Raw genomic sequence first — 26,658 nt, 5'->3', positions numbered from 1 at the left:
AGTGCGCGACCTGGGTTCTCCGGGCGTGGCCCCGGTCCCGGACCGATGGTGCCAAGGGTGTACCGCCTCGCGTGTGGGGGGAACCGGCCGGACTCGGGGGCGGCCGGTGGCTGGAAATGAAACCGTCCGCGCGCTTCACACGTCAATGCCGTTGTCATAAGCTCCGCGGCATGAGCGAGCGAGTGGTCCCGGAGTCGCAGCGGCGGCGCAGACGGCCGACCCGCCACGGCACGGTGCTGTCCGCGCAGGTGATCGTGGAGACGGCGCTGAAGCTGATCGGGCAGCACGGCGCGGACGCCCTCACCGTGCGCAGGCTCGGCGCGGCCCTCGGCGCCGACCCCAGCTCGCTGTACCGGTACTTCCGCAGCACCGACGACCTGCTGCTGGCCATCGCCGACGAACTGATCGGACGCGCCCAGCACGGCCGGCAGGCCACCGGCGACTGGCGGGCTGACCTGCGGGACATCGGGCTGCGCATCCACGCCGCGTACCAGGCGCACCCCCAGGCGGCCATGCTGGCGGCACACCGGACGACGGGCCGGGAGAACGAGACGCGGGCGGTCGAGGCGATCCTCGGGGTGCTGCGGACGGCCGGGTTCCCGGACGGTGAGGCGGTGCGGATCTACCACGCCTTCGTGGACCAGGCGCTCGCCTTCGCCGCCCTGGACGCGGCCGCACTGGCCCTCCCGTCGCAGGCGCAGGCGGCCGACCTCGGGGTCTGGCGGGCGAGTTACGCGACGCTGCCGGCCGCCACCCACCCGAACATCGCCGCGACGGCCCGGCTGCTCGCGGCCGACATGCGGCGCAGCGGATACCCGTTCGCGCTGGAGCTGCTGCTGGACGCCGCCGCCGCCCGGCTGGAGCCGCCGGCCGGGTGAGCTGCCGGGCCGGCCCCGGTCGAGGCGGTAGAGGCGGGCGACGGCGGGTGGAGCAGGCGAGGCGGGCGACGGCGGGTGGAGCGGGCCCGGCCGGGCGGCCGGACCCCGACGCCCGCGCGCAGGCTCAGAGCCGGGCGATGCGCTGCCAGGGCCGGACGGCCTCCAGGGCCGCCGCCGCGCGGAAGACCGTCACGTCGTCGTACGTCCGCCCGACCAGCTGCACGCCGGTCGGCACCCCGGTCGAGGCCACCCCGGACGGCACGCTCAGCACCGGGCAGCGCCCGGCGATGTTGAACACCGTGGTCAGCGCGGCGTCCATGTAGTGCTCCAGCTCCTGGCCCCCGACCGACACCCTGGTCACGGTGTAGTCGTCGTCGGCCAACAGGGCCGGAGTGCCGATGGTCGGGCAGAGCAGCAGGTCGTAGCGGTCGAGCAGGTCGCCGAGCACCGCCTGGATCCGCGCCTCGATCTCCAGGCCGGCCAGGAACATCCCCGGCTCCCGGCAGGCCTCGCCCACCTCCTCGGCGAAGGCCAGCGCGTAGGGGGTGAGCAGCTCGCGGTGCTCGGCCGCGACCGAGGAGACGTACGGGCCGAAGATCGCCCCGAAGTGGATCATCGCGGCCTCCCGCACCTCGGCCCGGGAGAGTTTGACGTCCACCTCCTCCACCACGGCGCCCGCCGCGCGCAGCGCCTGTGCGACGGCGCGGGTGTTGGCCTCGACCTCGGGGTCGACGGGCCAGTCGCCGAGGTCGACGGAGAGGGCGATCCGCAGGCCCCCGACGCCCTCGAACCGCTCGGGCAGCACCAGCTTGGGCCGCAGCGAGACGCCGTCCAGCGGGTGCGGTCCGGCGATGACGTTCTGCAGCAGCGCGCAGTCGGCGACGGTGCGGGCCATCGGGCCGTCGTGGCAGTAGGTGTCGAGGTTGAACGGCGCCATCGCTGGCACCCGGCCGTACGGGGGCTTGAAGCCGACCGTTCCGGTGCACGAGGCGGGGAGCCGGATCGAGCCGCCGATGTCCGAGCCGGTGGCGAGGGTGGTCTCGCCGGCCGCGAGGGCGGCGGCCGAGCCACCGGAGGAGCCGCCGGGGGAGTAGGCGAGGTTCCACGGATTGCGGGTGACGCCCCAGAGCCGGGACTGGGTGAATGCCGCGCAGCTGAACTCCGGTGTGGTGGTGCGGGCGTGCACGATCCCGCCGGCGTCGAGGATGCGCTCGACCACCGGGTGGGTGCGGTCGGCGGTCTCGTGCGCGAGGGCCAGCGAGCCGTCGGTGGCGCGGCGCCCGGCGATCGGCTGCTCCTCCTTGGTGGCGACGGCCAGGCCCTCCAGGGGGCGCGGCGGCTCACCCCTGCCCGCGTACCGCGCCTCGGCGGTGCGGGCGGCGGCGAGCGCCTGCTCGAAGGTGCGCTCGGCGAGCGCGTTGACCCGGGGCTCGACCGCCTCGGCGCGCTCGATGACGGCGGTCATCAGCTCGACCGGCGACAGCGAGCGGTCCCGGAAGCGGCGCAGCGCCTCGGTGGCGGACAGGTGGGCGAGTTCGGTGGAGTCGGTCATGCGAGGCTCTTCCGGTCGGACGGGTGGTTCAGTGCGCGGCGGCCCTCGGCGATGCGGGCCGGGGCCCAGCCGGGCTGCGGGACCGAGTCGAGTAGCAGTCGGGTGTAGGCGTGCTGCGGGTTGCCGAGCACGTCGGCGGTCGGGCCGGACTCGACCACCCGGCCGTCCCGGAGCACCACGACCCGGTCGGTGATGTGCCGGACGACCGCGAGGTCGTGGCTGACGAAGAGGAAGCCGATGCCGGCCTCCCGGCGGATGCCGGCCAGCAGGTCGAGGATCTGGGCCTGGATGGAGACGTCGAGCGCGGCGACCGCCTCGTCCAGGATCAGCACCCGCGGTTCGGCGGCCAACGCCCGTGCGATGGCGACCCGTTGGCGCTGCCCGCCGGAGAGCCCGCGTGGCAGTGCGGCGGCCTCGCGGGCTCCCAGCCCGACCTGGTCGAGGAGTTCGGCGACCCGCGCGCGCCGTGCGGAGGCGTCCAGTGCGGTGTGCAGCCGCAGGACCTCGCCGACGCAGGCGGCGACGCTGATCCGCGGGTCGAGCGAGAGGTACGGGTCCTGGAAGACCATCTGGATCTCCCGGGCGCGGGCCAGCCGTTCGGTGCGGCCGCGGGCGCGGGCCGAGCGGTCGCGCCCGTCCAGGCGGACGGTGCCGCCGTCGGGCCGCTCCAGGCCGACCAGCATCCGGGCGGTGGTGGTCTTGCCGCAGCCGGACTCGCCCACGATGCCGAGCGAGCCGCCCGGCGGCAGGGTGAAGGAGACCCCGTCGACCGCCGGGTGATCGCCGAACCGTTTCCGCAACCCGTCCACGACCAGGCCGGGGGAGGAGCTCACGACAGGATCCCTTCGTCGGCGCGCAGGCACGCGACGAAGCCGTCGTCGTGCGGTTCCAGGACGGGCCGCGCGGCCGTGCAGCGCTCCTCGGCGAAGCCGCAGCGCGGGGCGAAGGCACAGCCCGGCGGGGACTCGGCGAGCGAGACCGGCCGGCCGGGGACGGGGCGCGGCGGTGCGGCGTCGGGCCCGAGCCGCGGCGTGCAGGCGAGCAGGCCCGCGGTGTACGGGTGGCGGGGGCGGTCGAAGAGGGCCCTGGCGGACCGGGTCTCCACGATCCGCCCCGCGTACATGACGTAGACGCGGTCGCAGATCGCCGAGGCCAGCTCCAGGTCGTGGGTGACGAAGAGCATCCCGGTGCCGCGCTCGGCCTGCAGCCGGGTGAGGATCGCGATGACCTCGGCCTGGGTGGTGACGTCGAGTGCGGTGGTCGGCTCGTCGGCGAGCAGCAGGGACGGCTCGCCGGCCAGCGCCGCCGCGATGACGACGCGTTGCAGCATGCCGCCGGAGAACTGGTGCGGGTAACGCCGCAGGGCGCCGCGCGGATCGCGGATGCCGACCGCCTCCAGCAGCTCCTCGGCCCGCCCGGCGGCCCGGTCGGCGGGTGTGCCGGCCGCCCGCAGGCCCTCGGTGAGGAAGTCGCCGACCCGCCGAAGCGGGTTGACGCAGGCCCGCGGGTCCTGGAACACCATGGCGACCTGACGGGCGCGGAGTTCGCGCAGGCCCGCCCGGTCCAGGGTCAGCACGTCGCGGCCCCCGACCCGGACCTGTCCCTCGGTGCCGGCGTGTTCGGGCAGCAGGCCGAGGACGCTGCGACAGGCGACCGACTTCCCGGAGCCGGACTCGCCCACCAGCGCGACCGTCTCGCCGGCCCCGACGTGCAGCGAGACACCGTCCAGGATCGGGCGGGCGGCCCGCCCGTCCGGCAGCCGTACGCAGAGGTTCTCGATCTCCAACAGGGGTGTGGTCATGGCTCTCACCGCTCCCGCTTCGCGACCCGGTCGGCGATGCCCTCGCCGACGATTCCGAACGCCACGACGGCGATCACGATGCACGCGGACGGCGCCAGCGCGGGCAGCATCGCGCCCTGCTGGACGGCCGACTGGCCCTCGTTGATCATCGCGCCCCAGTCGGCGGTCGGCGGTTGCACGCCGAAGCCGAGGAAAGAGAGCGCCGCCAGGTCCATCAGCGCGTACCCGAAGTTGACCGCGGACTGCGCGAGGACCGTCGGGGCGATGTTGGGCAGCAGGTGCCGCAGGCAGATGGTCCGGCCCGACCAGCCCTGGACCAGGTAGGACTCGATGTACGGCCGGCTCTTCTCCTGCCGGGCGATCCCGCGCACCAGCCGCCCCACGTACGGGGTGTAGGCGACCGCCATGGCGATGACCGGAGCGGTCATGCCCGGGCCGGTGACCGCCACGAACATGATCGCCAGCAGGAGCCCGGGGAACGAGAACACCACGTCCAGCGCGCGTGACAGCAGGGCGTCGGCCCAGCCGCCCCGCCAGCCGGCCACCACGCCGAGCAGGATGCCCAGCAGCGTCGACACCCCGACCACCAGCAGCGGCCCGAGCAGGCCGGTGCGTGCGCCGTACAGCAGCCGGGAGAGGATGTCGCGGCCGGACTGGTCGGTGCCGAGCAGGTGGCCGGCGCTGCTTCCGGCCAGGCCGGACTGCAGGTCGATCAGGTCCGGCTCGTACGGGGCGAGCAGCGGCGCGAGGGCCGCGGCCAGGACGAGCACGGCCAGGACCACGACGGCCGCGGTGAACAGCGGGCCCTGTCCGAAGGCCCGCAGGCGGCGCAGGCCGGGGCGGCCCGGCGGGGCCAGGGTGGCTGTGGTCATGAGGCACCTCGGCGGGTGAGGGAGAGCCGGGGGTCGACCAGCGGCGCGAGGAGGTCCACGGCCAGGTTGACCACGACGAAGCCGGTCACGGTGAGCAGGGTGAGCGCCTGGACGACGGGGAAGTCCTTGACCGTCACCGACTGCACCAGCAGCGAGCCGATGCCGGGGACGTTGAAGGCGGTCTCCACGATCGAGGTGGAGACCAGCAGGCCGGCCAGCATGGTGCCGCCGACGGTGACGATCGGGCCGAGCGCGTTGCGCAGCACGTGGCGGCGGACCACCGTGCGCTCCGGGACGCCGCGCGAGCGGGCCACTTCGACGTGTTCGCGGCCGAGTTCGTCGAGCATCGCCGAGCGGGTCACCCGGGCCAGCAGGCCGGCCAGGGTCACCGCCAGCGCGGCGGCGGGCAGCGTCAGGTGGTAGAGCCGGTCCGCGAGGCCGGTGCCCTGGGAGCCGGGGCCGGGGAACCAGCCGAGCTGCACCGAGAAGAGCGAGACCAGCGCGATCGCGGAGACGAACGGCGGGGTCGCGGTGGTGACGCCGGTGCCCAGCAGCACGGCCCGGTCGAACCAGCCGCCGCGCAGCGCGGCGAGGACGCCGGCCGGCACGCCGACCACGCAGACCAGCGCCGCGGCGTACCCGATCAGCAGGGTGGTGCCGGGCAGCCGGGAGGAGATCAGCGCACCGACGTCCTGGCGGAACTGCACCGAGCGGCCGAAGTCCCCGTGCAGGACCCCGCCGAGCCACTTCAGGTACTGGGTGAGGAACGGGTCGTCCAGGTGGTACTGGGCGGTGATCGCGGCCCGGGCCTCGGGCGTCGCCGGATGACCCTTGAGCAGGAAGGCCACTGGGTCCCCGGGGGCGAGGTGCACGGCGCTGAAGACCACGAAGGAGGTCGCCAGCAGCACACCCGCCAGGCCGAGGAGCCGGCCGAGGAGGTAGCGGGTCATCGCTTCGCGGCGCCGATCGTGGCCGCCCACGGGTAGTACAGCTGGGCGATGCCGGTCGGCGCGCCGGTGATCCGCTTGTTGAGGAACACCGAGTACGGCTGCTCGTACAGCGGGATGCCGGGGAGCTCGCGCACGGCGATCTGCTGGAGTTTCGCGGTCAGGTCGGCGCGGGTGACCGGGTCGGTGGAGGCGATCGCCTGGTCGAAGAGCGCGTCGTACTCGGCGTTCGACCAGCTGCCGTAGTTGGCGAAGTCGCCGGTGTGCAGCGACTGGTAGAACTCCAGCGGGTCTGGGGTGCTGTCGTAGCCGTTGGTGACCACCAGGTCGATGCCCTCCCGCGCGGCCGGGTCGGTGAAGAGCGCGGTGTACGCGTCGGGAGCGACGGGCCTGAGCTCGACGTCCAGGCCGATCTGCTTGCCGGCCGCCTGCACGGCGTTGGCGACCACGCCGATCTCGGGGGCGAGCGTGCTGGTGGCCATGACGACCTTCCTGCCCGCGGCGCCGGCCTCCTGGACCAGTTTCCTGGCCGCCGCCGGGTCGTAGGCCGGCTCGGGCAGGGCGGCGAAGTAGCCGGCGGTGCGGTCCGGCGCGATGCCCCAGGCGGCCTGCGCGGCCGGGGCCTTGGCCGGGGTGCCGATCCCGCCGATCGCGGCCTTGATGATGCCGGGCCGGTCGAGCGCCTCGGAGAGCGCCTGACGGACCTTCGGGTCGCCGAGGGTGCCCTTGAGGTCGAGGACGGCGAGGTCGGTGGCGGCGGTGTTCGGGCCGAAGTGCACCGTGCCCTGCGCGGAGGCCTTGAGCTGCGCGAGCGAGGCGGACGGCACCATGTAGCCGCCGTCGACCGATCCGGAGAGGAAGGCGTTGGCGCGGGCGGCCGGGTCCTGGATGAAGACGAACCTGACGCTGTCCGACTTGGGGGCGAGCGAGGTGTCCCAGTAGCCGGGGAACTTCTTCAGGGTGAGGCTGTCGCCCTGCGCCCACTTGTCGACCGAGAACGGGCCGGTGCAGTCGACCCCGCCCTTCGGGGTGCCGTAGTCCTTGCCAGCCTTGGCGAGGAAGGCGGCGCTCTCGATGGTGCCGGGGGAGGCCGCCAGCAGCTCGTTCAGCAGGACGTCGGGCTTGGTGAGCCTGATCGTCACCTCCAGCGGGCCGGACTTCTCGATCGAGGCGACGTTCTTGAAGGCGGTGCCCCAGGCCGAGCCGGTGTCCGGGTCGAGGTGACGCCGCAGCGAGGCGACCACGTCGTCCGCCGTCATGGTCGAGCCGTCGTGGAACTTCACGCCCGAGCGCAGGGTGTACACCCAGGTCAGCGCGTCGGGGTGGGCGAATCCGGCGGCCAGGGCCGGCACGGTCTTCATGTCCGGGGTGACCCGGAACAGCTGCTCGCAGACGTTGGCCAGCACGGTGTTCGGGGGGTAGTCGTAGGCCAGCGCGTAGTCGAGGGTCTGCGGTTCCGCATACAGCGACCAGGTGAAGGACGGGATCGGGCCCTGGGCGGCGGGGGTGTCCGGGGTGACCTGGTAGGCGGCGCCGCTCGCGGAGTCGGTGCCGCTCCTGGTGGCACCGGAGCAGCCGGTGGCTGCCGAGGCGACCAGGACGGCGGTGGCGAGCAGGCCGGCGGATCTGGGCATGCGCAAGGAGACCCACCCCTTTCAGGGGGTTGTGGGGGCGCTGGGAGTTGGTGGCGAGTATTGATGCGGGAACGTTCCCGCACAAGGGTTTGCGGGAACGATTTTCCACAGGTCACGGGAGGGTGACGCGGAGCCCTCGGGGCTGGCAGCATCAGCACATGACCGATACCCCCCGCCCCGGCGGCCCGGCGGCCGTGCCCCGCGTCCGCCTCGTCGACGTCGCCCGCGAGGCCGGCCTCTCCAAGACGACGGTCTCGGCCGCGCTCAACGGCACCGGCCGGATGTCGGACGCCGTGCGCGAGCGCGCCCGCGAGGCCGCCCGCCGGCTCGGCTACCGGCCGAACGCCACCGCGCGCCTGCTGCGCGCCGGGCACGCCCGGCTGATCGGCTGCGCGGTCGGGGAGTTCGCCACCGAGCCGTGGGCCTGCCTGGACTCGCCGTACTACGCGCAGCTGACCGGTGCCACCGCGCGGGAGGCGCTGCGGCACGGCTACGCACTGGTGATGCTGCCCACCGGCTCGGCGCCGGAGGCCTGGGCCGACCTGCCGTTGGAGGCCGCGATCGTCGCCGACCCGGTGGCCGGCGACCCGCTGGTGGAGGACTTCATCGCGGCCCGCATCCCGGTGTTCACCGACCGCTCGGTCGAGGGCCGACCCGGCGCGCACTGGGTGGACATCGACACCGAGGCCGCCGTGACCGAGGTGCTGGACCACCTGCGCGCCGAGGGCGCGCGACGGGTGGCGGCCGTCGTGCCGGACACCGCGATCCGCTTCCACATCGAACTGCTGAACGCCTACCGCGGCTGGTGCGCCCACCACGGGGCGGAGCCGCAGGTGGTGCTCTCCACCGCGCCCGGCAGCGGCCCGGCGATCGCGGCGGTGGAGCAGGCGCTGAGCGGCGCCGAGCCACCGGACGCGCTGCTGGTCGCCAGCGAGGCGAGCCCGCCGCTGGTGCTCGACGCGGCCCGGCGGCACGGCCGTTCGGTGCCCGGTGACCTGCTGCTGGTCTGCGTCAGCGAGGACGCTTCGGCGGAGCACGCCGACCCGCCGGTGACCACCCTCAGCCTCCAGCCGGAGCGGGTCGCGGTGGCCGGGATCGAGCTGCTGGTGGCCGCGTTGGAGAGCGGCAGCCAGGAGCCGACGGGCACGCTGGTGGAGACCAGGCTGGAGATCAGGGCCTCCTCCCGGCGCTCCCGGCCGTAGCGGTCGCCGCCGGGCGCGGTGGCGGCGGACGGCCCGCCGCGGCCCCCCCCGCCGCCGGCTCGCGGGCGCCGCGCCGGATCGGCCGGCCGTCGGCGGGGGCCTGCGGCGGGGGCCGCCGACGCCCCGGGGCGGGGGACTTCCCGCGAAAGGTCTGGCCGCGGGGAAGCCGAAGGGGCGGCCCGCTCGTTGGTCAGGGTGTGGCAGACGAGGCGGATGGTGGTGCCCGGCGGGCGCCGATGGTGTGGGCGTTCGCGGTGCGCGAGTCGGCGGGCGCGCTGGTCGCCGAGGCGATCGTGGAGGTCGGTGTGCGGCTGCACGGGGAGCTGGTGGTGGACGCTGTGGACAGTGGCTTCGTCCTCGCGGCGGGGGAGCCGCCGCCGACCACCGGCGTGGTGGAGGTGGGCGGGCAGCGGTTCGAGCGGCTGGTGCTGGTGGGCGGCCGGCAGGTCTGGGAGCCGGCCGCGGGGGTGGCGGTCTCGCCCGGCTGGCTGGCGGCCGCCGAGGGGCGCGGTGGCGTGGTGGTGATCGTGGTCCCGCCCGGTACGTGGCCGGCGGGCCTGATGAGCCTGGAGCCGCAGGAGCGGGTCGCGGCGTTCACCCGGAGCCTGGACGAGGCGCGGGCGGCGGGCCGGCTGCTGCACGGGACGGTGGGTATCGAGAGCCGGTGAACGGCCGCCGCCGGCGGAGCGGTTCACCCGGCCGGGTCAATGCCGAGGGGGTCGCCGTGGCCCCGGTACGACCGCGCGGGAGGGCGGTTCCACGGCGTGTCCGCCGGCCGGAACGCGAGGGTGCCCGGGCGCCGGGGCGGGCGCGGTCGTAGCGTCGGGGGCATGACTGCCGACGAGACGACGATGGTGGCGGTGGGGGTGCGTTCCGCGGCGGAGGTGTTCGCCGCCCTGGAGGCGGCGAACAACCGCCGACAGCCGTGGACGCGTTACGAGCACGGCGTGCTGGGTGCCTACCGCTGGGCGGTGGGTGCCCAGGTGGGCGCCCCGGTGACCGCGTCCGCGGCCGTCGGCGCCGTCGGGCCGTGCCGGGCCCAGCTGCTGGCGGAGTTCCAGGCCGCCGCCGTCCAGATCCGCGCGGGCGCCGGGCGGGGCGTGGACGCCGACTACGCCCTGGGCGCCTACGGGGCACTGGCCTGGCTCTGCGGCCACCACGAGGAGCATCCGTAGACCGGGCCCCCTCGCAGCGCTCCACCGCCCGACGGTGGTACCGGACGCCGAGCGCGTGAAGACCGCGGCAATCCGGCGTCGGTGTGCCGGGCGACCGGCCCCGGCCCCCGGCTGTTCTCCGCCCCGGCCGGTCTCCGGCGGCCGGAGAGCAGCCGAGGCCGCCCCGGAACCCGGGGCGGCCTCGGCCGGTCCGACGAGGTGTCAGTTCACCGTGTAGGTGTACGGGATCGCCGCCAGGACCGAACCCGTGGTGCCGAGCTGGTTGTTGGCGGTGGCCACCGTGGTCGGGCCGGAGACCAGGTACAGCACGCCGTGGACGGTGCCGCCCTTCGGACCGGTCGGGGTGAGCGTGACCTGCAGCGTGCCCGTGGCGCCGGGCCGGACGGTCACCGGGACGGCGGCCGGGGCGGTGGCGCTGACCGCGGCGGCGAACGGGTCGCCGGTGCTGGAGGCCACCGCCGGGTCGAACGCCCGGGTGTGGGCGGTGGCGGTGATGGTGGCCGTACCGGCCGGGGCGCCGGCGGCGCCGAACGGGCCGATCTGCTGCACGAAGGTGCTCCACCTGCCCGGGACGACCGGCTGCCCGGGGCTGCCGGCGTCCCTGGCGACCGAGACGGTCGAGCCGTTGCGGGCCTTCTTCAGGTCGCCGAACAGGTCGGGCGAGCCGGCGGCGCCGCTGATCTCCAGGTGGGCCGGCACGGAGGACGCCGACACGGCCGTCAGCGCGTCGGTGCCCGGCGGGACCAGGAACGACGGGGTGGTCGAATCGGCGGTCAGCGGCAGGCCGACCGTCGCCGAGGTGCCCTGCGGCACCAGCGGAAGGTCGACCCGGCCGTCGAGCCGGGCGTTGGTCGCGACGTTCTGGGTGGCGACGGTGTTGTTGGTGTAGTTCACGCTCACCGTCACCGGCTTGCCCGCCGCCAGCTTCGTCCGCGGGTCGTTCGGCAGGCCGGCCGCGGTGGCCCGGTCGAGGTCGAGGCCGATCGTACCGGTGAACTGCTGGCTGAGCTCCGCACCGCTGACCGGGCCGACCACGGTCAGGACGAACCGCCAGCGGCCCGCGACCGGGTCGACCGTGGTCGCCGAGACACCGGCGGTGGTGCCGGTGAGGTGGCCGCTCGCGTCGAGGAGCGCGTTGCCCTCGATGTCGACCGGTGTGCCGTTCGGGCTGATCAGCGCTCCCTGCATGAGCAGCTTCGGGTCCTTGGCGACCGTCACGCCGACCCGCAGGTCGTGCCGGCCCTTCGGGACGTCGAAGGCGTAGGCGAAGCTCTGGGTGGGCGAGCTGCCGCGGGCGTTGCCGCCGGTGAGGGTGCCGGTGAAGCTGCCTGTGCCCTGGCTGACCGGGACCAGGCTGCGCAGGACCACCGGCACGCTGGTGGTGCGGCCGTCGGAGGTGGCGACGGTGACCGACTCGCTGGAGTCGCCGCCGGTCGCCGGCGTGGTGACCTGGACGTGAAGGGTCCTGCTGGCGCCCGGCGCCAGCTCGACCACCTGCGGGCTCACGCCGCCGGCCGGCACCGCGCGCTGGGTGGCGGTGTCCAGGAGGACCGGGCCGGTGTAGCCGCTCTTGCCGGCCGGGGTGTAGAGGACCGCGGTCCAGTCACCCGCCACCGGGTGCGGGACGTCCACCAGGCCGAAGTCGGCCGGGGTCGCACCGCCCTGTGGACGGGTGTTGGTCTCGAACCGTCCGGACGGGTCGAGCAGCGTCATCCGGACGACCGGGCCGTTGCCGGCCGGGCCGGCCGCGCCCTGCCAGGCGATCGACGCGGCCAGGCGGTCGGCGCCGGACGGAACGCTGAACCTGACCTTCTGCTGGACCCAGGTGGCGCCGTTGGTGGCGTACGGGAAGGTCTGGTCGGAGGAGGAGTCCAGCCGGACGGTCCGCCGGTCGTCGGAGAGCGGGGCGAAGCTGCGGGTGGCTCCGCTCACCGTCTGCGGGGTGGAACCGGTGTTGGTGACCGTCACGTCGGCGGTGTGGGCTGAGCCGGGGGCACCGGTGACGTCGATCTGGCCGGTGGTGACGACGACGGTGTTGCCGTCCTTCGCGCCCGCGCCGCTCTGGTAGCCACGGGCGGCCTCGACCGCCGCGCGGACGTTCAGCAGGCCCGCGCCCTGCTCCTCGGCCGGCAGCCCCAGGTCCTGGGCGGTGCCGGTGAGGAACTTCTTCACCAGTGCGGGAGCGGGCGAGTCCCCCTTGTGGGTGTCGCGGTACGCCTGGATGACCAGGGCCGCGGCTCCGGTGACCATCGGCGCGGACTGGCTGGTCCCGCCGAACGGCTGGATCGGGGAGCCGGCGCCGCTGAAGCCGTTGCAGTCGGTGTACTTGGCGGTGTCCGGCGAGCACAGCGCCCAGTCCGACTCACCCGGGGCGACCAGGTCGACCGTCCGGCCGGCCTGGGTGAAACCGCCCGAGGAGAGGGCGGAGATCCGGTTGTCGTCCCACGTGCCGTTGGAGAACCGGGCCGCCGCGTACCCCGTCTGCTGGTAGTTCTGGTTGTCGGTGGAGGCACCGACCGCGATCACGTTCGGGTCGGTGGCCGGGGTGCCGATGGTGCCGCTGATCCCGGCGTCGCCGGTGGACACGGCGATGGTCACGCCGGCCCTGACGGCCTGGTCGTTGAAGAGCGAGATGGTGTCGTGCGCACCGCTGTCGGGGGTGACGTTGCCCCCGAAGGACTCGTTCAGGACGTCGACGTGGTTGGTGACCGCGTAGTCGATGGCCTGAAGGATCGCGGAGTTCGGCAGGATCTCGCCGCCGGCCCTCAGCGCGACGAGCGAGGCGTCGGGGGCGATGCCCCGGACCCGGATGTTGCAACCGGCCGGCAGCGGGAGCGCGGGGTTGACGAACTTCGAGACGTCGTACACCTGGCGGCCCTGGGCGATCACCGCCGAGGCGTCACCGAAGGCCTCCGCACCACCGGTCGGTGCGTCGGTGCCCTCGCCCGAGAAGTCCTGGTAGTCGACGACCGCGTGCGAGCCGTCGGCCCGGATGAAGTCCGGGTTGTCCGGGTCGAGCCCGTCCGCGATGTACGCGACCTTCACGCCCTTGCCGGTGGCCAGGTCGGCGGCTCCGGGCGAACCGGCGGTGCCGACCGTGCGGGTGGAGTACAGCGCCTCCGGCTCCAGCAGCGGCTTGGCCGGGTCGGACGGGCAGACCGTGTTGGTCGCGTTCTCCTCGCCGCCCTTGCCGCCCCCGGTCGCTCCGGGAGCGGCGGCGGTCGCCTTCGGCGTCTGGGCACCGGGGGCGGCCGCGGGGGCGTCCGTCCGGTCCTTGCCCGTGCCCTTGCCCCCGGTCGGCGGGGTGACGGCGACCTGGTCGTCCGTCACCACCGAGGCGACCGCCGGGTCGGCCTGCAACGCCGCCCGCAGTACCGGGCCGACCGTGGCGGAGAAGGCGTTTCCGACCACGAAACTCTTGATGTTGGTGCCGCCGCCGGCCCTGACCCGATCCAGCAGTGGCGCCTGGGCGGACGCCGCCTTCTGCTTCCGTGCGCCCAGGTGCCCGGCGTCCGCCGGGGCCTCGGCGATCTGGTCCCTGAGAATCACGATCACCGGTGCCGGAGCTCCGTCCGCCGAGGCCGCCGGGGCCGCCTGGGCGTTCGTTGAGTCCGGGACGGGCGCGCCGTTCGCGCTGGTCCCGAAGGTCAGGACCATGGACGCGGCGGTGACCGTGACGGCAGTTGCCAGCTGGGATTTCCGCCAGCCGATCATGGACATCCTTTCGTCTGGTGAGACGTCAGGTTGCATGGCCCGGGCGCGCGGATCCGGTAGGACGCGCGATGCCTCCGGACCGCGCGTCCCGACAACGCTCGAATTCCAGCGCATCGAACACCAAGGCAACAAGGGGGCTCATGCCATCGGAAAGTAAAGAAAGGAGAAGGAAATCCGGCTATTTGCAGACGTTTTCGTCATGCGGAGCCGGGGGCGTCGCCGGGTCGCGATCACGGGGAAGTGGCGGACTCCGGACGGCGGCGAACACTCGCCACCCGGGTCCGTCGCGGGTCGCCCCATGGGGCCATCCGGGGGTGAGCCGGATCGCCCGTGGCGAGCCCCGGTGCCAAGTCGGGTGGGTGTCCGACGATCGGACTGCAAGTCACCTGACGCAGAGTCATCGTACGTACGGTGACGGGGCGATCGGCCCGGGGGCGCGTCGCCCGCGACCGCGGCCGCCTCCTTCGATGCCGGCGCCGGCGGGCGGACGCGGGTCCGAGGAATCCGAACTGGGGGGCAATCCCCGTTTCCTGGTACGGTCGGACCATTAAGCGGGGAACAGTCCCCGCTTGCTCCGCCGGGAGGGACCCCCGTGACCGCTCCAACGCTTCAGGACCTCGCCCCCGCAGGCCTCGACGTCACCACCGACCCGTACCCCGTCTACGCCGCGCTCCGCGCCGAGGGGCCCGTCCACCGCGTCCTGGTGCCGGAGTCCGGGGAGGTCTGGCTGGTCGTCGCCCGCGACGAGGCCCGGGCCGCCCTCACCGACCCCCGGCTGCGCAACGACATCCGCCACTCCTCCTCCTGGAACGACGACGGCGGCCACGCCATCGGCCTCAACATGCTCCAGACCGACGCGCCCCGGCACACCCGGCTCCGCACGCTCGTCGCCCGCGACTTCACCCCCGGCCGGATCCAGGCGCTGCGCCCCCGCATCCAGGAGATCGCGGACGGCCTGCTCGACGAGCTGTCCGACGCCATGCCGCCCGCCGGCCGCGCCGACCTCGTCGCCTCCTACGCCCTGCCGCTGCCGATGACCGTCATCTGCGAACTGCTCGGCGTGCCGGCGGCCGACCACGGCGACTTCCACGCCTGGTCGGCGGAGATCGTCGCGCCCGGCTCCGCCGAGGCCGCCAGTGCGGCGGTCGCCGGCATGACCCACTACCTGGGCGCCCTCATCGAGGCCCGGCGCTCCACCCCCGGCAGGGACCTGCTGAGCGCACTGGTGGCCGCATCGGCCACCGGCGACGGGCCCGGGGGCGACCGCGTGCCCCCGTTGTCGGCCGAAGAACTCCTCGGCATGGCCTTCCTGCTGCTCGTCGCGGGGCACGAGACGACCGTCAACCTCATCTCCCGCGCCACCCTCGCCCTCCTCACCCACCCGGGCCAACTCGCCGCCCTGCGAGCCGATCCCGGCCTGGTCGACGCCGCGATCGAGGAGACCCTGCGCTACGACGGGCCGGTCGGCGCGGCCGCCTTCCGTTTCGCGGCCGAACCACTGGAGATCGGCGGCACCGCCATCCCCGCCGGCGACAGCGTCCTCGTCTCACTCGCCGCCGCCTCCCGCGACCCGCGCCACTTCCCCGACCCCGACCGCTTCGACATCCGCCGCGAACGCCGCGGCCACCTCGCCTTCGGCCACGGCATCCACCACTGCCTCGGTGCCCCGCTCGCCCGGACGGAGGCCGCCATCGCCCTGCGCTCCCTCCTCGGACGCTTCCCCGACCTCGCCCTCGACGCCGAGCCCGCCGACCTCCGCTGGCGGGCGAGCACGCTCCTGCGCGGCGTGCAGAGCCTTCCGGTGCGCCTGCGGGGGTGAGGCACAGCCGCCCCCGCTCCGGGCACCCCCGGCAGCCGGGCCGGGGGTCCGCCCGCACCTCCCCGCCGCTCTCGGCCGGACGGGACCTAAACCGCCCGGCGGTAGAACCAGACGCCAAGCGGCGCGAAGACCGCGACGATCCCGGCGTCCCAGGCGAGCGCCTCCCAGACCGCGGAGACGGCCGGTCCGCCGAGCACCAGGACCCGGACCGCCTCGGCGGTCTTGGAGACGGGCTGGTGGTCGGCGAAGGCCTGGAGCCAGCCGGGCATGGTGCTCACCGGGACGAAGGCCGCGGAGGCGAACACCAGCGGCGCCAGCACGGGGAACGCGGCGGCCTGGGCGGTCTCCGGATCGCCGACCGCCAGACCCACCACCGCGAAGATCCACGACATCGCGAAGCCGAACGCCAGCACCAGCAGGACCCCGCCGAGGAACGAGGCCACGCCCGCGTGGATCCGGAACCCGAGGGCGAAACCGACGGCGGTCATCAGCGTCACCACGAACACGTTCCGCGCCAGGTCGGCCGTCGTGCGGCCGGACAGCACCGCCGACCGCGCCATCGGCAGCGAACGGAACCGCTCCATCAGCCCGGTCTGCATGTCGGTCGCCAGACCGATCGCCGTGTTCATCGAGCCGAAGACGGCGGTCTGCACGAAGATGCCCGGGATCAGGAAGTCCACGTAGTCGACCCCGGGCGGCAGCGCGGGTCCGACCACTCCGCCGAAGACATAGCGGAACATCAGCACGAAGACCAGCGGCTGGATGGTGGAGAAGACGAGCAGCCGCGGCACCCGGCGCAGCGCGATCAGGTTGCGCCAGGCCACCGCGAGGCCGTCCCGCACCGGCGCGGCGATGCGGGTGCCGAGCTGCCCGAGCTGCCCGGCGTCGATCACGGTCATGACGGGCCCCCGGGAGAGGCGGGGCCGTCGACGGGTGCGGAGTCGCCGGTGGGCGCGGGGGAACCGACGGACGCGGGGTCGCCGGTGGGCGCGGAGGCCTCGCCCGGCGCGGGCGCCCCGGCCGGCCCCGCATCACGCGTCCTGCGTCCGGTCAGGGCCAGGAAGACGTCGTCCAGGCTGGACTCGCGGACGGTCACCGTGTGCGGGACGAGACGGCCGGCCTCCAGTGAGTGCAGGACGTCGAGCAGCAGCCGCGACCCGTCCCGGGAGGCCAGCCGGAGCAGCGCGCCCTCGCGCTCGGGCGGTTCGCCGACGCGGCTCGCGATCAGGGAGGCGGCCCGGACGGCCCGGGCCTCGTCGCCCATGCCCAGCTCGATCACCGTGTTCCCGAGCCGCGTCTTCAGGACGGCGGGGGTGTCGTCGGCGATGATGCGGCCCTCGTTGACGACCACGACCCGGGTGGCGAGCCGGTCCGCCTCCTCCAGGTACTGGGTGGTGAGCAGGACGGTCGTACCGTCCCGGACCAGTTCGCGGATCAGTTCCCAGAGGGCGGTGCGGCTCTGCGGGTCCAGGCCGGTGGTCGGTTCGTCGAGGAAGAGCACCGGCGGCTCCGGCACGAGGGCCGCGGCGACGTCGAGCCGGCGCCGCATGCCGCCCGAGTAGGTGCGGACGGGGCGGTCGGCGGCCTCGGCGAGGTCGAAGCGGTCCAGCAGCTCGGTCGCCCGGGGGCGCCGACGGGCGCGGGGGAGCTGGGTGAGGCGCCCGATCAGGCGCAGGTTCTCCCGCCCGGTGAGGTTCGGGTCGACGGCCGCGTACTGGCCGGCCAGGCCGATCAGCCGCCGCACCGTCGCCGCCTCGCGGACCACGTCGTGCCCGAGGACGGCGGCGTGGCCGCCGCTCGGCCGCAGGATGGTGGTCAGGATCCGGATCGCCGTCGTCTTCCCCGCGCCGTTGGGCCCCAGCAGGCCGAACACCGTTCCGGCCGGGACGTCGAAGTCCACCCCGTGCAGGGCGGTCACCGACCCGAACCGCTTGCTGAGACCGACGACGCTGATGGCTGCCTGTCCCATGGGCACGTCCCCACTCGCGATGACGGTTGCCGCCGGGACCGGCCCGGCCGGACCTTCTTCCATTGTCGCCTCCCCCGCGGTCCACGCCCACGGCAGCGCCGCGGCCCCCCGTTCGCCCCGTCGGCCACCCCGGCCGGCCGCAACGCCGCGCCGAATCCCGCCGGACGTGTCCGCTGCCCGCAGGCCGGCCGCGGCCCGGCGAACAGTCGGTTCCACCGTTGCCCGCCCCCGCGGTCGGCTGAACCGGTGGTCGGATCCGGGGCGTTATCTCCTACACAACCGTGTTCTTGTCCGTCCCCGTACAGGAGTCATCGCGCCGCATGTCTGTCCAGGCCTCCAGCCCGCTGCCCCTGACCGGTCTCCACCGGCCTCCCGCGGTCCCGGGTGCCGCCGCCCGCCCACCGGCGGGGAACCCGCCGCTCGTACGGTCGCCCCGGTCCGGGGAAGGGGCGGTGCGGGCCTTCGCCGGATCCTGGCGCAGCGATGCCTACCCGCCGGACCGTGCGAGCGGGCGCATCCGCCAGTGGAGGGTCTGGAGGGATGCGCTCGCCGTGGTGGTGATCGCCGCCGCGCCCGCCGGCCTGCTGTCGTGGCACCCGTGGAGCCCGGACGACATCGGCCGGCAGAAGCCGACGGAGTTCACGACGGCCCCCGACACCTCCCCCCGCTTCGGCACCGACGAGCAGCTCTACCCCGACAAGATGCGGGCCGGGAACGGACTCGACGAGAGCCCCGAACAGTCCGCCGCCGAGGTCGATGCGGCCCTCGGCGACGAACGGAACGGCCGGGGCGCGGACACCACGTGTCCGGCCGGCCCTGACGGCTGCGCCGGTCCGGCGGCAGGCCCAGCCGACCGGTAGCACGGGACGCGATTCCCTCGTCCTCCCGGACGTACCGACGAGTCGTAGGGCCACGGGTCACGCCCGACCCGGTCCCTGTCAGGACTTCCTAGAAGCTGGTGAGGCTGACGCTCTCGAAGCTGGGCTGCGGGCCACCCGTCGTCGGCTGCGGGATCGACGGCACGATCGAGACGGTGAGCGGACCGTCCGGCAGCAGTCCCTGTTCCTCCAGCCGTTGGACCTGCTCGGTGACGTCGTAGCTCGCGTCGTGCCCGCCGGCCTTGGCCATCCCGAAGAAGGAGATCCAGCCGACGAAGTAGGGGCCTTCCGGGTCGAGGTCGCCGTCGGGGCCGTTGAGGAAGACGTGGAACGGTGTCCCGGGCGGCATGTCGGTGTGCACGTTGTGCACCGTGAGGATGAGGTTGGTCTGCGGTTGGTCGCTGGCGGCGAGCGAGCGCATGGCCCCCTCGACGCCGCTCGGTTCCAGGGACACCGTGGTCGCCGCCCGGACATCGAGCAGCTGCCGGGGGTTGGCGACGGAGGCCGCCAGGACCCGTTCGCCCGGCTGCGGGGCGGTGGCCGGCGGTACGATCACCGGGCGGGTGCCCACCCCGTCGGTCAGCGACTCGTAGGTGTAGTTGAGCGCATCTTCCAGGACCACCTTGCTGGAGGTCCTCTTCTCCTTCCCGTTCTCGTCGAAGAAGATGAACTCGTGGTCCAGCCAGGACGTGTGGTCCGGGTTCTGGTTGCCCTTGTCCAGCCAGCCCGACCAGAGTCGGTCGAGGTTGGAGTGGTGCAGCCAGAAGATGGGATCCCGGGCGGAGCCGTCCACGAAGCCCATCCAGCCGCCCACGCCACCGTGGACCTGGTTGTGCGGGACGTTCTCCAGGTCGCCGAAGGCCGGCTGGAAGTGGGGCATGTCGGTGTAGGTGATCTCGCTACCGAAGGTCGGCTGGACGTCCAACCGGCTCTTGGTCGAGGCGAAGATCGTCTCGCTCATCGCTCTGAAGGGATTGATGTCCGAGTAGCGGATGACTTCCTTGGCGCTGTTCGTGCCCGCGCTGCGATGCGGGGTTTTCCAGAAGTCCGCCTGGGTCGTCGGGGTCAAGTCGTCCCTGAGGAAGAGCGGGTTGTCAACCGTGAGGTCGGTTCCGCCCGGGCGGTCCGGCATCTTCGGACTGCGGAAGGCCGCCGGAAGAGCGCGCGAGGTGAAGTTCGTGGGCAGGGCCTCGGTGGGTGCGTCCAGGCCGTAGTTCCAGTAGGGCAGGGCCCACGTGGCGGAGGGGTCGGGGGTGATGTTCTCCTCGGCGGCGATCTCCTTGATGGCCGCCCGGATGATCCGCTCGAAGTACCAGAGGTAGCCCCGGTGCCACGGGAGGAAGAACCAGCCACCGTGCGGGCATTGGCTGAACGCGTCGTTCCTCTCCGTGATGGTGGGCGGGATGCCGTGGATGCAGCCCTGGAACTCCCAGCTGGTCGGGTCGGTGACGGGTCGCTGCTGCATCCGTCCCACGGCCCGGGCGTACCAGTACAGCACCGGGTCCCACTCGGCCATCTTGCTCGCGTCTCGTCGCACGAACGTACCGTTCGCCATGTCACTCCTAAGGTCCGGGCCGGGCACCCTCGTTGGGTGCCCCTGATTGCTACCAACGACGACGGCCGCCCCCACGGCATTTCGTCCACAAACGTCCGGAGGGGTGATCGGCGCGCGTCATCCGGACGAGCAGCAGTGGCGGAGCGGGGCGATCGCAGGACCCTGGAGCGAGGTGCTCGATCTGCCTCACCTTGTCCAGGAGGGACGAAATGAACGTCATGGATTTGACCGGGACGTACACGTACCGGAGCTTTCTTGAGTTGCCGGATCCCGTCGACGACTTCAACAAGCTCCGGTTCGCACAGGCGAAGCTGAAGCTGGTGGCTGAACCGGACGGCGCCGTCAACGGTCAGCTGATTCTCTCGGATCCGGGAGAGGAGCCGTTGATCGTCATGGATATGGCCGGAACGGCATCGGCCTCGTCCCGCGTCGCGTTCACCCTGAGTGGTCGGGGCCGGTCGCCCATCGCGGACTTCCACTACGAGTACGACGGCATCATCCTGCGCCACTGGGAGACCGGGATCGACCAGCGGTTGGTCCTTGCCGGGACGGTGCTGCGGGCGGAGCCCCACGGGGGCGCACCCGCCGGGCAGACCGCGAGCTTCCTCGCGGTGCGGCGCGACGGCGCGTGACCCGGTCGACGGACAGCCCGCCGTCAGCTCATGCCGAGCAGCATGTAGACCATACCGATCGACATCACCGTGCGCCGCGCGGAGACCAGGCCGGGTGAGGTCACAGCGGGCGAGTTCGGCGCGGCCGGTCCGCGGGTGCGGGCCGGCGGTGCCCCTGCGGGCCGGGCGCCGGCCGCCGGGCGCGGCAGCATCGCGCCGGCGCCGGAGGCGGCGTGGCCCAGGAAGTACGCGGCCAGGGTGAGCAGCGTCCATTCCGGCACCGCCGCATGGGTGCCCACGTGGGCGGCACCGCCACCGGAGTGGTGGTGCGCCGGCGCCATGAAGAGCATCAGCGCGGCCATCGCGGCCGCGCTGAGAACGTGGTGGGGGTAGTGGTGCCAGGTACCGGCCGACGCCGAGCCGGAGTGGTGGCCCACCCGTTCCGCCAGGAGGAGTGCCGGCCAGACCGCAGAGGCGGCGAGCAGGGCCGCCCACAGGACGTTCGGCAGCGGGTCGAACGCCGGAGCCATCATCGCGACCATGGCGAGCGCCATCACGATCTCGGTCGCTTCCAGCCGGCGGTCCGGACAGCGACGCCCTGCGATGACGAGCACGCAGTGGACCGCGCACCAGCCGGTCAGGGTGATCAGGAGGGCGGTGGCGATCACGGGTTCTTGCACGGGAACCCCCGTTCCATGGCCGTACTCCGGCCCGGTGAGGAGCTGCCGGCAGCGGAGCCGCCCTCGCACTGCCGGGCAGTCGGCCGCGGGTTGCCGGCTCTCCTACCACCACGGTAGGCCGGGGTGCCGTTCGCCGCTCGCGGGGACCGCACGGGTGCGGAGGCGATCCGGTCACCGTCCGTTTCCGCGCCCAACTCACCCACCGTGCAAGGCGACACCGCTTCGCTCGGACAACCGGTCAGCCTGTGGAGCGGCCCCGTCCGCGCCGCCACCACCGGGCGCCGGCGACGGCCAGGACGATGACGGCGACGCCGACACCGACGGCGATGGGGACAGCGGGTGAGGAGCCGTCCCCGTCACCGGCGGTGCTCGCGACGGCCGTGACGGAGCCCGTGGGGCCGGTGCTTGTCACAGCGGCGGACGTGGCCGGCGGCGTGGTGACGGGCGATGCCGGCGTGGCACCGGGCGACGCCGGCGTGAGCTTCAGGACGGGGGCCGGGTGCGCGGGCTCCGAGCCGTTCTGCGGCAGTTCGATCCAGCGGTCGACATGGCCGTCGCTGTACGTCTCCAGGGTCTTGAAGACCAGTTCGTCCGTGTTGGGCAGCCGGCTGATCGTGACCTTGTACACGGCGTCCTGGCCCACCGCGAGGGCCGGTCCGCCCACCGTGTAGCCGTCGGTGGTGGCGGCGAACGTCCAGCCGGCGGGGGCGTCCGCGAGCGTGACGTCGCCCGGGCTGATGCCCTCCGGAAGGACGACCCGGAAGTTCGCCAGACCCGCGGTGCTCGACTCCGCCTCGGCGGTGAAGGTGACCGTGACGTTCGTGGCCAGGGCCCTGGCGTTGTCCGACTCGACCTCGACGTGCGCGAGAGCCGCGGTGGCGGTCAGTGCGACGGCGGCGGCGGTCGACGCAGCAATGGTCGCGGCGCGGGTGACAGTGCGTGAGCAGAGGACGGACACGGCGTTCTCCCGGGCGACGGTGGCCGCTCCGAGTACGGCCGTGACGCAGCCATCGTGCACCAGCCGGGTCCGGCTCGCCTCCACGACGGGCCGGACCGGACCGCGGAAGCGGAGGGATCGATGCCGTGCCGACCCCGCAGCGGCACCGAGGCGGTGGCAGCAGACGCGGTGCTCGGCCCTCACGTCGCGCAGCGGCCACGCGCACCCGACGTCGCGCTTCACGCTCGGCCCCCGGGAGACCGGCTGTCGCCGTGATGATCGGCGTGCGGCCGGTGATCAACACCGGTCGGCCGCAACGCCGTGTCCGAATCCCGCCGGACACCGCGCGCGACCACCCGCAGAGTGGATGCAGAACGACACGGAAAAGACGGACAGTTGAGAAAGGGGCGCGCCACGATGACCGCCTACACCACGATCGACACCCCGGTGGGGGAGCTGCTGCTGGTCGGCGAGCCCTCCGCCACCGCCACCGGCGGCACCGCGCTCGTCTCGGTGTCCATGACGGGGCAGAGGAACGCCGCCGTCGTCCAGGACGGCTGGACGCACCGGCCGGAGGCCTTCGCCGAGATCGCCCGGCAGATCCGGGCGTACTTCGCCGGCGGGCGGAGCACGTTCGAGCTGGAGTACGCCACTCGCGGCACCGACTTCCAGCGACAGGTCTGGGCGGCGCTGGAGACCGTCCCGTACGGCACGACCACCACCTACGGCCACCTGGCCGAAAGGGCCGGCATCCCGCGCTCGGCCGTGCGCGCGATCGGGGCGGCGATCGGCGCCAACCCGCTGCTGCTGGTCCGCCCGTGCCACCGGGTGATCGGCGCGGACGGCTCGCTGACCGGCTACGCCGGTGGCCTCGACCGCAAGCAGCAGCTCCTCGCCCACGAGGGCGCGACCCTGGCGGCCTGAGCGCGGCACCGGGCGGCCCTCGAACGGGCGCCGCCCGCCACTCCCTTCGGAACCCGCCCCTGACCTCGGACGAGACGAACCCATGACCCTCACCACCCAGCCCACCGACCGCCTGGCCGCCACCGACTGGCCGGCGCTGGCCGGCGAGCTCGACGCCTTCGGCTGCGCCCCGACCGGGCCGCTGCTCACGCCCGAGGAGTGCGCCGCGATCGCCGGCCTCTACGACGAGGTGGGGCACTTCCGCTCCACCGTCGACATGGCCCGCTACCGGTTCGGCTCCGGCCAGTACCGCTACTTCCAGGAGCCCTTCCCCGCGCTGCTGGCCGAGTTGCGCCAGGCGCTCTACCCACGCTTGCTGCCCGTGGCCCGTGACTGGGCCGCCAGGCTCGGCCGTCCGGCCCCGTGGCCGGACGGCTTCGCCGAGTGGCTGGACCTGTGCCACGAGGCCGGGCAGACCAGGCCGACCCCGATCCTGCTGCGCTACGGCCGCGGCGACTGGAACGCCCTGCACCGGGACCTCTACGGCGACCTCGTCTTCCCGCTCCAGGTGGTGATCGGCCTCGACGCCGCCGGGGCCGACTACACCGGAGGGGAGTTCCTGATGGTCGAGCAGCGCCCGCGCGCCCAGTCCCGCGGGACGTCCGTCACTCTCCGCCAGGGCCACGGCCTGGTCTTCACCACCCGTGACCGGCCCGTGGCCTCCGCGCGCGGATGGTCGGCCGCACCGATGCGCCATGGGGTGAGCACCGTCCGCAGTGGGCGCCGCCACACCCTCGGCCTCGTCTTCCACGATGCCGCCTGACCCGCCGTGGCCGTGACCGACGAACCCCCGCCCCCGCCCGCGAGGCCGGCGTTCACGCTGCTCGGCGCGGACGGCAGCAGCTACCGCAGCACCACTCCCGGCACGCTCGGCGGCCACCGCCGGGCCCGCCTCTACGGACGGCTCGACTGCCCGTCCGCGCTGCGCGCCCTCGCGGCCGGCGGGTACGTGCGGCACCGGGTGTTCTTCGCCGACGAGCCGGCGGCCGTCGCGGCCGGCTACCGCCCGTGCGCGGTCTGTCTGCCCGCCAAGTACGCGGCCTGGAAGGCCCGGAGAAAGGAGGAGACGTGAGCACCGCGCGCAGCCGTTCGCCCCTCGCCCCGCGTCCGGGAGGCCGACCGCCACTGCCCGAGCCGCACACCGAGGCCGAACTCTCCGCACTTCTAGGCCTGTTGGCGTCACCTCGGCCGCGGATCGGCATGGTCGTGATCGGCCACGGCCGCGACGCCGCCTCCGTGGCCGCCGCGAACGCCTTCGCCGGCGCCTGGCGCGGAGCCGGCAGGACCGTCCTCGCCGTCGTGGACTGGCCCGAGGACGCCGCCTCCTGGCTGCGGCCCGCGCGCCGTTTCACCGCCGCCACCCCGGACGCGTGGGTCGTCGCCGGCGGGCCACGGGGCTGGTCCCAGATGAGCAGGCGGCTGCGCCACAGCACCGACTGGGATCCGGCCCGGACCTTCGGTTTCGCCTCCACCGGCAGCATCACCGCCGTCGAACCGGCCGGTGCCGCAACCCTCTCGGGCATGCGGGGAGCCGCCGCCGACGGAGGCTCATGGCGCATCGGCGGCGAACTCATCGCCTACTACCCGCCGGAGCCGGCCGGGCGGTGACTCCCGGGTGGTGTCTCCCGGGCGGCAATCCAGGGCGGCAATCCGGGGCCGGTCCGGAGCACCGGTGCCTGACAGTGCGCCGGTTGACGGTGGCTCAGTTCGGCGCGACGACCGTCTCCGTCGGAGCGGGAGCGGGAGCGGGAGTGGAATCGGGAGCCGGGGTCGGGGCCGAAGCCGGGGCCGGAGCGGGCCGGTTGCGGCGGGCCAGGGCCGGCAGTGCTGCGCCGGCCGCCACTCCGGCGAGCAGGACGACGGCGCCGACCGTGGCCGCGTGGCCGACGGCCCCGGTGAAGGCCTGCGCCACGTCCTGGGGTCGGGGGCGCGCCAGGCTGCCGAGCCGGTCCTCGAAGCGGGTGGTCATCAGGGTGCCGAGGATGCTGGTGCCGAGGACCGCGCCGACCTGGCGGGCGGCGTTGACCGTGCCGGCCGCCACGCCCTCCTTGCCACGCGGCACGTGGCCGACGGCCAGCGCGGTGGACGGCGCGTTGGCCAGGCCGCAGCCGAAGCCGAAGACCACCAGCGCCGGGGCGTAGCCGCCGAATCCGTCGGCCGGTCCGACGCCGGCGAACAGTGCGGCGCCGGCCGCCGCCAGCAGTAGTCCGGTGAAGATCAGCCGTGTGGCCCCGACCCGCCGTCCGAGCACCCCGGCCAGCACCGAGGCGGCGATGAACATGCCGAACTCGGCAAGGAGTCGGACGCCCACCTGGAGCGCGGTCAGCCCGCGCACCTGCTGCAGCCAGAGCACCTGGAGCAGCGAGAGGCCGACGAAGCCGAACAGCACCGTGGCGGCCAGCAGCAGGGCGGCGCTGTACGAGGGGTTGCGCATCAGCCGCAGGTCGAGCAGCGGGTGGTCGCGGCGCAGCTCGACCACGGCGAAGGCGGCGAGCAGGACGACCGCGGCGACGGCGGCGGCCAGCGGTGCGCCCGCGAGGTAGCCGTGGTGGCCGCCGTCGATCAGCCAGTAGATCAGCAGGGCCAGCCCGGCGGTGGCGAGGAGCTGCCCCGGCCAGTCCAGCCGGCCGCCCTCGACCCGGGACTCCGGCACGCCCCACAGGGCGGCTGCCGCGGCTGCCGCGGCGACCGCCGGGCCGAGCCAGAAGGCGGTGTGCCAGGTCGACCAGCGCAGCGCCAGCCCACCGGCGATCGGTCCGAGCGCGAGGCCGAGGCCGGAGGCGGCGGCCCAGGCGGAGATCGCCCCGGCCCGGCGGCGCGGGTCCGGGAAGGCGTGGGTGACCAGGGCGAGCGAGCTGGGGGTGATCAGCGCGCCGCCGAGGCCGGCGACCGCCTGCCCGGCGAGCACGGCGGCGAGGCTGTCGGCCGAGACCAGCAGCAGGCCGCCGGCGGCCATTGCCACCGTGCCCAGCAGGAAGATCCGCCGCCGCCCCCAGCGGTCGGCGAAGGCACCGGCGCCGAGCACCACGGATGCCACCACCAGGGTGTACATGCTCGGGATCCAGACCAGCTCGGCGGCGTCCAGGCCGAGGTCGGCGCGGACGGCGCCGAGGGTGCCGATGGTCTGGGTGGTCTGCACGAAGACGGTGAACAGGCCGAGGCAAGCGGCCAGCAGGACGGTCCCGCTGCGGTCAGTGCGCGGCATCGGGCACCTCCCGGACGCGGGTCGTGGCAGGGCGGGGGAGGGTCACGAGGGGCTCCCGGGCGGTGGAGGGCCAGTGGGTTTGAAATCGCGACCCACCCTAGCGTCAGTGCGTTTGAATATCCAACCGCCAGATCGGTTCCGACAGAACGGCGGCGGGGGGGCGCGGGGGGGGCGGGGGGCCCCCCCCCCGGGGGGACGGGCGGGGGCGCGGGGGGGGGCCCCCGGGGGGGGGGGGGGCCGCGGGGGGGGGGGGGGGGGGGCGGGCC

At 74.1% G+C, this 26,658-nt stretch carries 24 protein-coding genes and 1 pseudogene; 11 read left to right on the top strand and 14 right to left on the bottom strand.

Translation table 11 applies throughout. From position 1 onward, the window contains the following. Positions 1 to 170 precede the first annotated feature (170 nt). Positions 171 to 878 carry a TetR/AcrR family transcriptional regulator gene (locus ACZ3YO_RS30345; RefSeq protein WP_396322205.1) on the top strand — a complete coding sequence of 236 codons (708 nt, stop codon included), beginning with the start codon at positions 171 to 173 and terminating at the stop codon, positions 876 to 878. 124 nt (positions 879 to 1,002) lie between these two features. On the opposite strand, the gene ACZ3YO_RS30340 is transcribed toward ACZ3YO_RS30345, so the two are convergent. The 7 genes and pseudogenes from ACZ3YO_RS30340 to ACZ3YO_RS30310 form a co-directional block, all read right to left on the bottom strand. Then, positions 1,003 to 2,430 carry an amidase gene (locus ACZ3YO_RS30340; protein ID WP_465575599.1) on the bottom strand — a complete coding sequence of 476 codons (1,428 nt, stop codon included), beginning with the start codon at positions 2,428 to 2,430 and terminating at the stop codon, positions 1,003 to 1,005. Then, complete coding sequence (locus ACZ3YO_RS30335) at positions 2,427 to 3,263, bottom strand: ABC transporter ATP-binding protein (RefSeq protein WP_465575596.1); 837 nt, start codon at positions 3,261 to 3,263, stop codon at positions 2,427 to 2,429. The genes ACZ3YO_RS30340 and ACZ3YO_RS30335 overlap by 4 nt, the downstream gene beginning before the upstream one ends. Next, a complete protein-coding gene (locus ACZ3YO_RS30330) occupies positions 3,260 to 3,553 on the bottom strand; it encodes an oligopeptide/dipeptide ABC transporter ATP-binding protein (RefSeq protein ID WP_465575745.1) in 294 nt (97 codons plus the stop codon). The genes ACZ3YO_RS30335 and ACZ3YO_RS30330 overlap by 4 nt, the downstream gene beginning before the upstream one ends. A gap of 123 nt (positions 3,554 to 3,676) precedes the next feature. After that, positions 3,677 to 4,231: pseudogene (locus ACZ3YO_RS30325) on the bottom strand (ATP-binding cassette domain-containing protein); the annotation flags it as partial. Between the two features lie 5 nt (positions 4,232 to 4,236). Continuing rightward, the gene (locus ACZ3YO_RS30320; protein ID WP_465575593.1) at positions 4,237 to 5,103 is read right to left on the bottom strand and encodes an ABC transporter permease; all 867 of its coding nucleotides are present in this window, start codon (positions 5,101 to 5,103) and stop codon (positions 4,237 to 4,239) included. Continuing rightward, positions 5,100 to 6,053 carry an ABC transporter permease gene (locus ACZ3YO_RS30315; protein WP_396322210.1) on the bottom strand — a complete coding sequence of 318 codons (954 nt, stop codon included), beginning with the start codon at positions 6,051 to 6,053 and terminating at the stop codon, positions 5,100 to 5,102. Before ACZ3YO_RS30315 ends, ACZ3YO_RS30320 begins: the two co-directional genes overlap by 4 nt. Continuing rightward, positions 6,050 to 7,684 (bottom strand): ABC transporter substrate-binding protein, encoded by a 1,635-nt coding sequence (locus ACZ3YO_RS30310; protein WP_465575590.1) that lies wholly within the window; start codon positions 7,682 to 7,684, stop codon positions 6,050 to 6,052. The genes ACZ3YO_RS30315 and ACZ3YO_RS30310 overlap by 4 nt, the downstream gene beginning before the upstream one ends. A 158-nt stretch (positions 7,685 to 7,842) precedes the next feature. Between ACZ3YO_RS30310 and ACZ3YO_RS30305 the strand changes: the two genes are divergently transcribed. The 3 genes from ACZ3YO_RS30305 (at position 7,843) to ACZ3YO_RS30295 (ending at position 10,061) form a co-directional block, all read left to right on the top strand. Further along, a complete protein-coding gene (locus ACZ3YO_RS30305) occupies positions 7,843 to 8,886 on the top strand; it encodes a LacI family DNA-binding transcriptional regulator (RefSeq protein WP_465575587.1) in 1,044 nt (347 codons plus the stop codon). Between the two features lie 197 nt (positions 8,887 to 9,083). Further along, positions 9,084 to 9,554, top strand: a complete 471-nt coding sequence (locus tag ACZ3YO_RS30300; protein WP_396322213.1) for a hypothetical protein — start codon at positions 9,084 to 9,086, stop codon at positions 9,552 to 9,554. A gap of 162 nt (positions 9,555 to 9,716) precedes the next feature. After that, entirely contained in the window at positions 9,717 to 10,061 is a 345-nt protein-coding gene (locus ACZ3YO_RS30295) for a hypothetical protein (protein WP_465547173.1), read from the top strand. A 201-nt stretch (positions 10,062 to 10,262) separates the two neighbouring features. Here the strand turns inward: ACZ3YO_RS30295 and ACZ3YO_RS30290 are convergent, their stop codons facing one another. After that, positions 10,263 to 13,616 carry a S8 family peptidase gene (locus tag ACZ3YO_RS30290; protein WP_465575583.1) on the bottom strand — a complete coding sequence of 1,118 codons (3,354 nt, stop codon included), beginning with the start codon at positions 13,614 to 13,616 and terminating at the stop codon, positions 10,263 to 10,265. A gap of 751 nt (positions 13,617 to 14,367) precedes the next feature. On the opposite strand from ACZ3YO_RS30290, the gene ACZ3YO_RS30285 reads away from it, so the two are divergent. Continuing rightward, entirely contained in the window at positions 14,368 to 15,594 is a 1,227-nt protein-coding gene (locus tag ACZ3YO_RS30285; RefSeq protein ID WP_465575581.1) for a cytochrome P450 family protein, read from the top strand. Positions 15,595 to 15,680: 86 nt separating this feature from the next. On the opposite strand, the gene ACZ3YO_RS30280 is transcribed toward ACZ3YO_RS30285, so the two are convergent. Together ACZ3YO_RS30280 and ACZ3YO_RS30275 are read right to left on the bottom strand one after the other, a co-directional pair. Beyond that, positions 15,681 to 16,493, bottom strand: coding sequence for an ABC transporter permease (locus ACZ3YO_RS30280; RefSeq protein ID WP_396322217.1), 813 nt, complete (start codon positions 16,491 to 16,493; stop codon positions 15,681 to 15,683). Continuing rightward, positions 16,490 to 17,563: an ATP-binding cassette domain-containing protein gene (locus ACZ3YO_RS30275; protein WP_465575577.1), complete on the bottom strand. Its 1,074-nt coding sequence runs from the start codon at positions 17,561 to 17,563 to the stop codon at positions 16,490 to 16,492. Before ACZ3YO_RS30275 ends, ACZ3YO_RS30280 begins: the two co-directional genes overlap by 4 nt. 452 nt (positions 17,564 to 18,015) lie before the next feature. On the opposite strand from ACZ3YO_RS30275, the gene ACZ3YO_RS30270 reads away from it, so the two are divergent. Beyond that, entirely contained in the window at positions 18,016 to 18,423 is a 408-nt protein-coding gene (locus ACZ3YO_RS30270; protein ID WP_465575575.1) for a hypothetical protein, read from the top strand. A gap of 88 nt (positions 18,424 to 18,511) precedes the next feature. On the opposite strand, the gene ACZ3YO_RS30265 is transcribed toward ACZ3YO_RS30270, so the two are convergent. After that, positions 18,512 to 19,996, bottom strand: a complete 1,485-nt coding sequence (locus tag ACZ3YO_RS30265) for a tyrosinase family protein (protein WP_465575572.1) — start codon at positions 19,994 to 19,996, stop codon at positions 18,512 to 18,514. Positions 19,997 to 20,205: 209 nt separating this feature from the next. Here ACZ3YO_RS30265 and ACZ3YO_RS30260 point away from each other — a divergent pair, with 209 nt between their 5' ends. Further along, positions 20,206 to 20,628: a hypothetical protein gene (locus tag ACZ3YO_RS30260; RefSeq protein WP_465575569.1), complete on the top strand. Its 423-nt coding sequence runs from the start codon at positions 20,206 to 20,208 to the stop codon at positions 20,626 to 20,628. Between the two features lie 23 nt (positions 20,629 to 20,651). Here ACZ3YO_RS30260 and ACZ3YO_RS30255 read toward each other — a convergent pair whose 3' ends face one another. Both ACZ3YO_RS30255 and ACZ3YO_RS30250 read right to left on the bottom strand, forming a co-directional pair. Continuing rightward, positions 20,652 to 21,287, bottom strand: coding sequence for a DUF5134 domain-containing protein (locus ACZ3YO_RS30255; RefSeq protein ID WP_465575567.1), 636 nt, complete (start codon positions 21,285 to 21,287; stop codon positions 20,652 to 20,654). Between the two features lie 238 nt (positions 21,288 to 21,525). Next, positions 21,526 to 22,305, bottom strand: a complete 780-nt coding sequence (locus ACZ3YO_RS30250) for a DUF1775 domain-containing protein (RefSeq protein WP_465575564.1) — start codon at positions 22,303 to 22,305, stop codon at positions 21,526 to 21,528. 336 nt (positions 22,306 to 22,641) lie between these two features. Between ACZ3YO_RS30250 and ACZ3YO_RS30245 the strand changes: the two genes are divergently transcribed. The 4 genes from ACZ3YO_RS30245 to ACZ3YO_RS30230 all read left to right on the top strand — a co-directional run bounded on the left by ACZ3YO_RS30245 (position 22,642) and on the right by ACZ3YO_RS30230 (position 24,795). Beyond that, positions 22,642 to 23,148 carry a methylated-DNA--[protein]-cysteine S-methyltransferase gene (locus ACZ3YO_RS30245; RefSeq protein ID WP_465575561.1) on the top strand — a complete coding sequence of 169 codons (507 nt, stop codon included), beginning with the start codon at positions 22,642 to 22,644 and terminating at the stop codon, positions 23,146 to 23,148. Positions 23,149 to 23,230: 82 nt separating this feature from the next. Continuing rightward, entirely contained in the window at positions 23,231 to 23,950 is a 720-nt protein-coding gene (locus tag ACZ3YO_RS30240) for a 2OG-Fe(II) oxygenase (protein ID WP_465575559.1), read from the top strand. A gap of 12 nt (positions 23,951 to 23,962) precedes the next feature. Continuing rightward, entirely contained in the window at positions 23,963 to 24,259 is a 297-nt protein-coding gene (locus ACZ3YO_RS30235; protein WP_465575556.1) for an Ada metal-binding domain-containing protein, read from the top strand. After that, positions 24,256 to 24,795, top strand: a complete 540-nt coding sequence (locus ACZ3YO_RS30230; RefSeq protein WP_465575554.1) for a hypothetical protein — start codon at positions 24,256 to 24,258, stop codon at positions 24,793 to 24,795. Before ACZ3YO_RS30235 ends, ACZ3YO_RS30230 begins: the two co-directional genes overlap by 4 nt. Positions 24,796 to 24,889: 94 nt before the next feature. On the opposite strand, the gene ACZ3YO_RS30225 is transcribed toward ACZ3YO_RS30230, so the two are convergent. Further along, positions 24,890 to 26,392: an MFS transporter gene (locus ACZ3YO_RS30225; protein ID WP_465575551.1), complete on the bottom strand. Its 1,503-nt coding sequence runs from the start codon at positions 26,390 to 26,392 to the stop codon at positions 24,890 to 24,892. Positions 26,393 to 26,658: the final 266 nt, after the last annotated feature.

Source organism: Kitasatospora sp. NPDC022785 (assembly GCF_055561295.1).
Note: the sequence above shows the minus strand (reverse complement) of the source record. Positions and strands in the feature narration are given on the sequence as shown.

Excerpts from the sequence above, each read along its gene's own strand:
- ACZ3YO_RS30330 (WP_465575745.1), bottom strand. The coding sequence starts at position 3,553 with ATGTACGCGGGGCGGATCGTGGAGACCCGGTCCGCCAGGGCCCTCTTC.
- ACZ3YO_RS30340 (WP_465575599.1), bottom strand. The coding sequence starts at position 2,430 with ATGACCGACTCCACCGAACTCGCCCACCTGTCCGCCACCGAGGCGCTG.
- ACZ3YO_RS30260 (WP_465575569.1), top strand. The coding sequence starts at position 20,206 with ATGAACGTCATGGATTTGACCGGGACGTACACGTACCGGAGCTTTCTT.
- ACZ3YO_RS30275 (WP_465575577.1), bottom strand. The coding sequence starts at position 17,563 with ATGGGACAGGCAGCCATCAGCGTCGTCGGTCTCAGCAAGCGGTTCGGG.
- ACZ3YO_RS30320 (WP_465575593.1), bottom strand. The coding sequence starts at position 5,103 with ATGACCACAGCCACCCTGGCCCCGCCGGGCCGCCCCGGCCTGCGCCGC.
- ACZ3YO_RS30345 (WP_396322205.1), top strand. The coding sequence starts at position 171 with ATGAGCGAGCGAGTGGTCCCGGAGTCGCAGCGGCGGCGCAGACGGCCG.
- ACZ3YO_RS30245 (WP_465575561.1), top strand. The coding sequence starts at position 22,642 with ATGACCGCCTACACCACGATCGACACCCCGGTGGGGGAGCTGCTGCTG.
- ACZ3YO_RS30305 (WP_465575587.1), top strand. The coding sequence starts at position 7,843 with ATGACCGATACCCCCCGCCCCGGCGGCCCGGCGGCCGTGCCCCGCGTC.
- ACZ3YO_RS30240 (WP_465575559.1), top strand. The coding sequence starts at position 23,231 with ATGACCCTCACCACCCAGCCCACCGACCGCCTGGCCGCCACCGACTGG.
- ACZ3YO_RS30315 (WP_396322210.1), bottom strand. The coding sequence starts at position 6,053 with ATGACCCGCTACCTCCTCGGCCGGCTCCTCGGCCTGGCGGGTGTGCTG.
- ACZ3YO_RS30310 (WP_465575590.1), bottom strand. The coding sequence starts at position 7,684 with ATGCCCAGATCCGCCGGCCTGCTCGCCACCGCCGTCCTGGTCGCCTCG.
- ACZ3YO_RS30225 (WP_465575551.1), bottom strand. The coding sequence starts at position 26,392 with ATGCCGCGCACTGACCGCAGCGGGACCGTCCTGCTGGCCGCTTGCCTC.
- ACZ3YO_RS30295 (WP_465547173.1), top strand. The coding sequence starts at position 9,717 with ATGACTGCCGACGAGACGACGATGGTGGCGGTGGGGGTGCGTTCCGCG.
- ACZ3YO_RS30265 (WP_465575572.1), bottom strand. The coding sequence starts at position 19,996 with ATGGCGAACGGTACGTTCGTGCGACGAGACGCGAGCAAGATGGCCGAG.
- ACZ3YO_RS30280 (WP_396322217.1), bottom strand. The coding sequence starts at position 16,493 with ATGACCGTGATCGACGCCGGGCAGCTCGGGCAGCTCGGCACCCGCATC.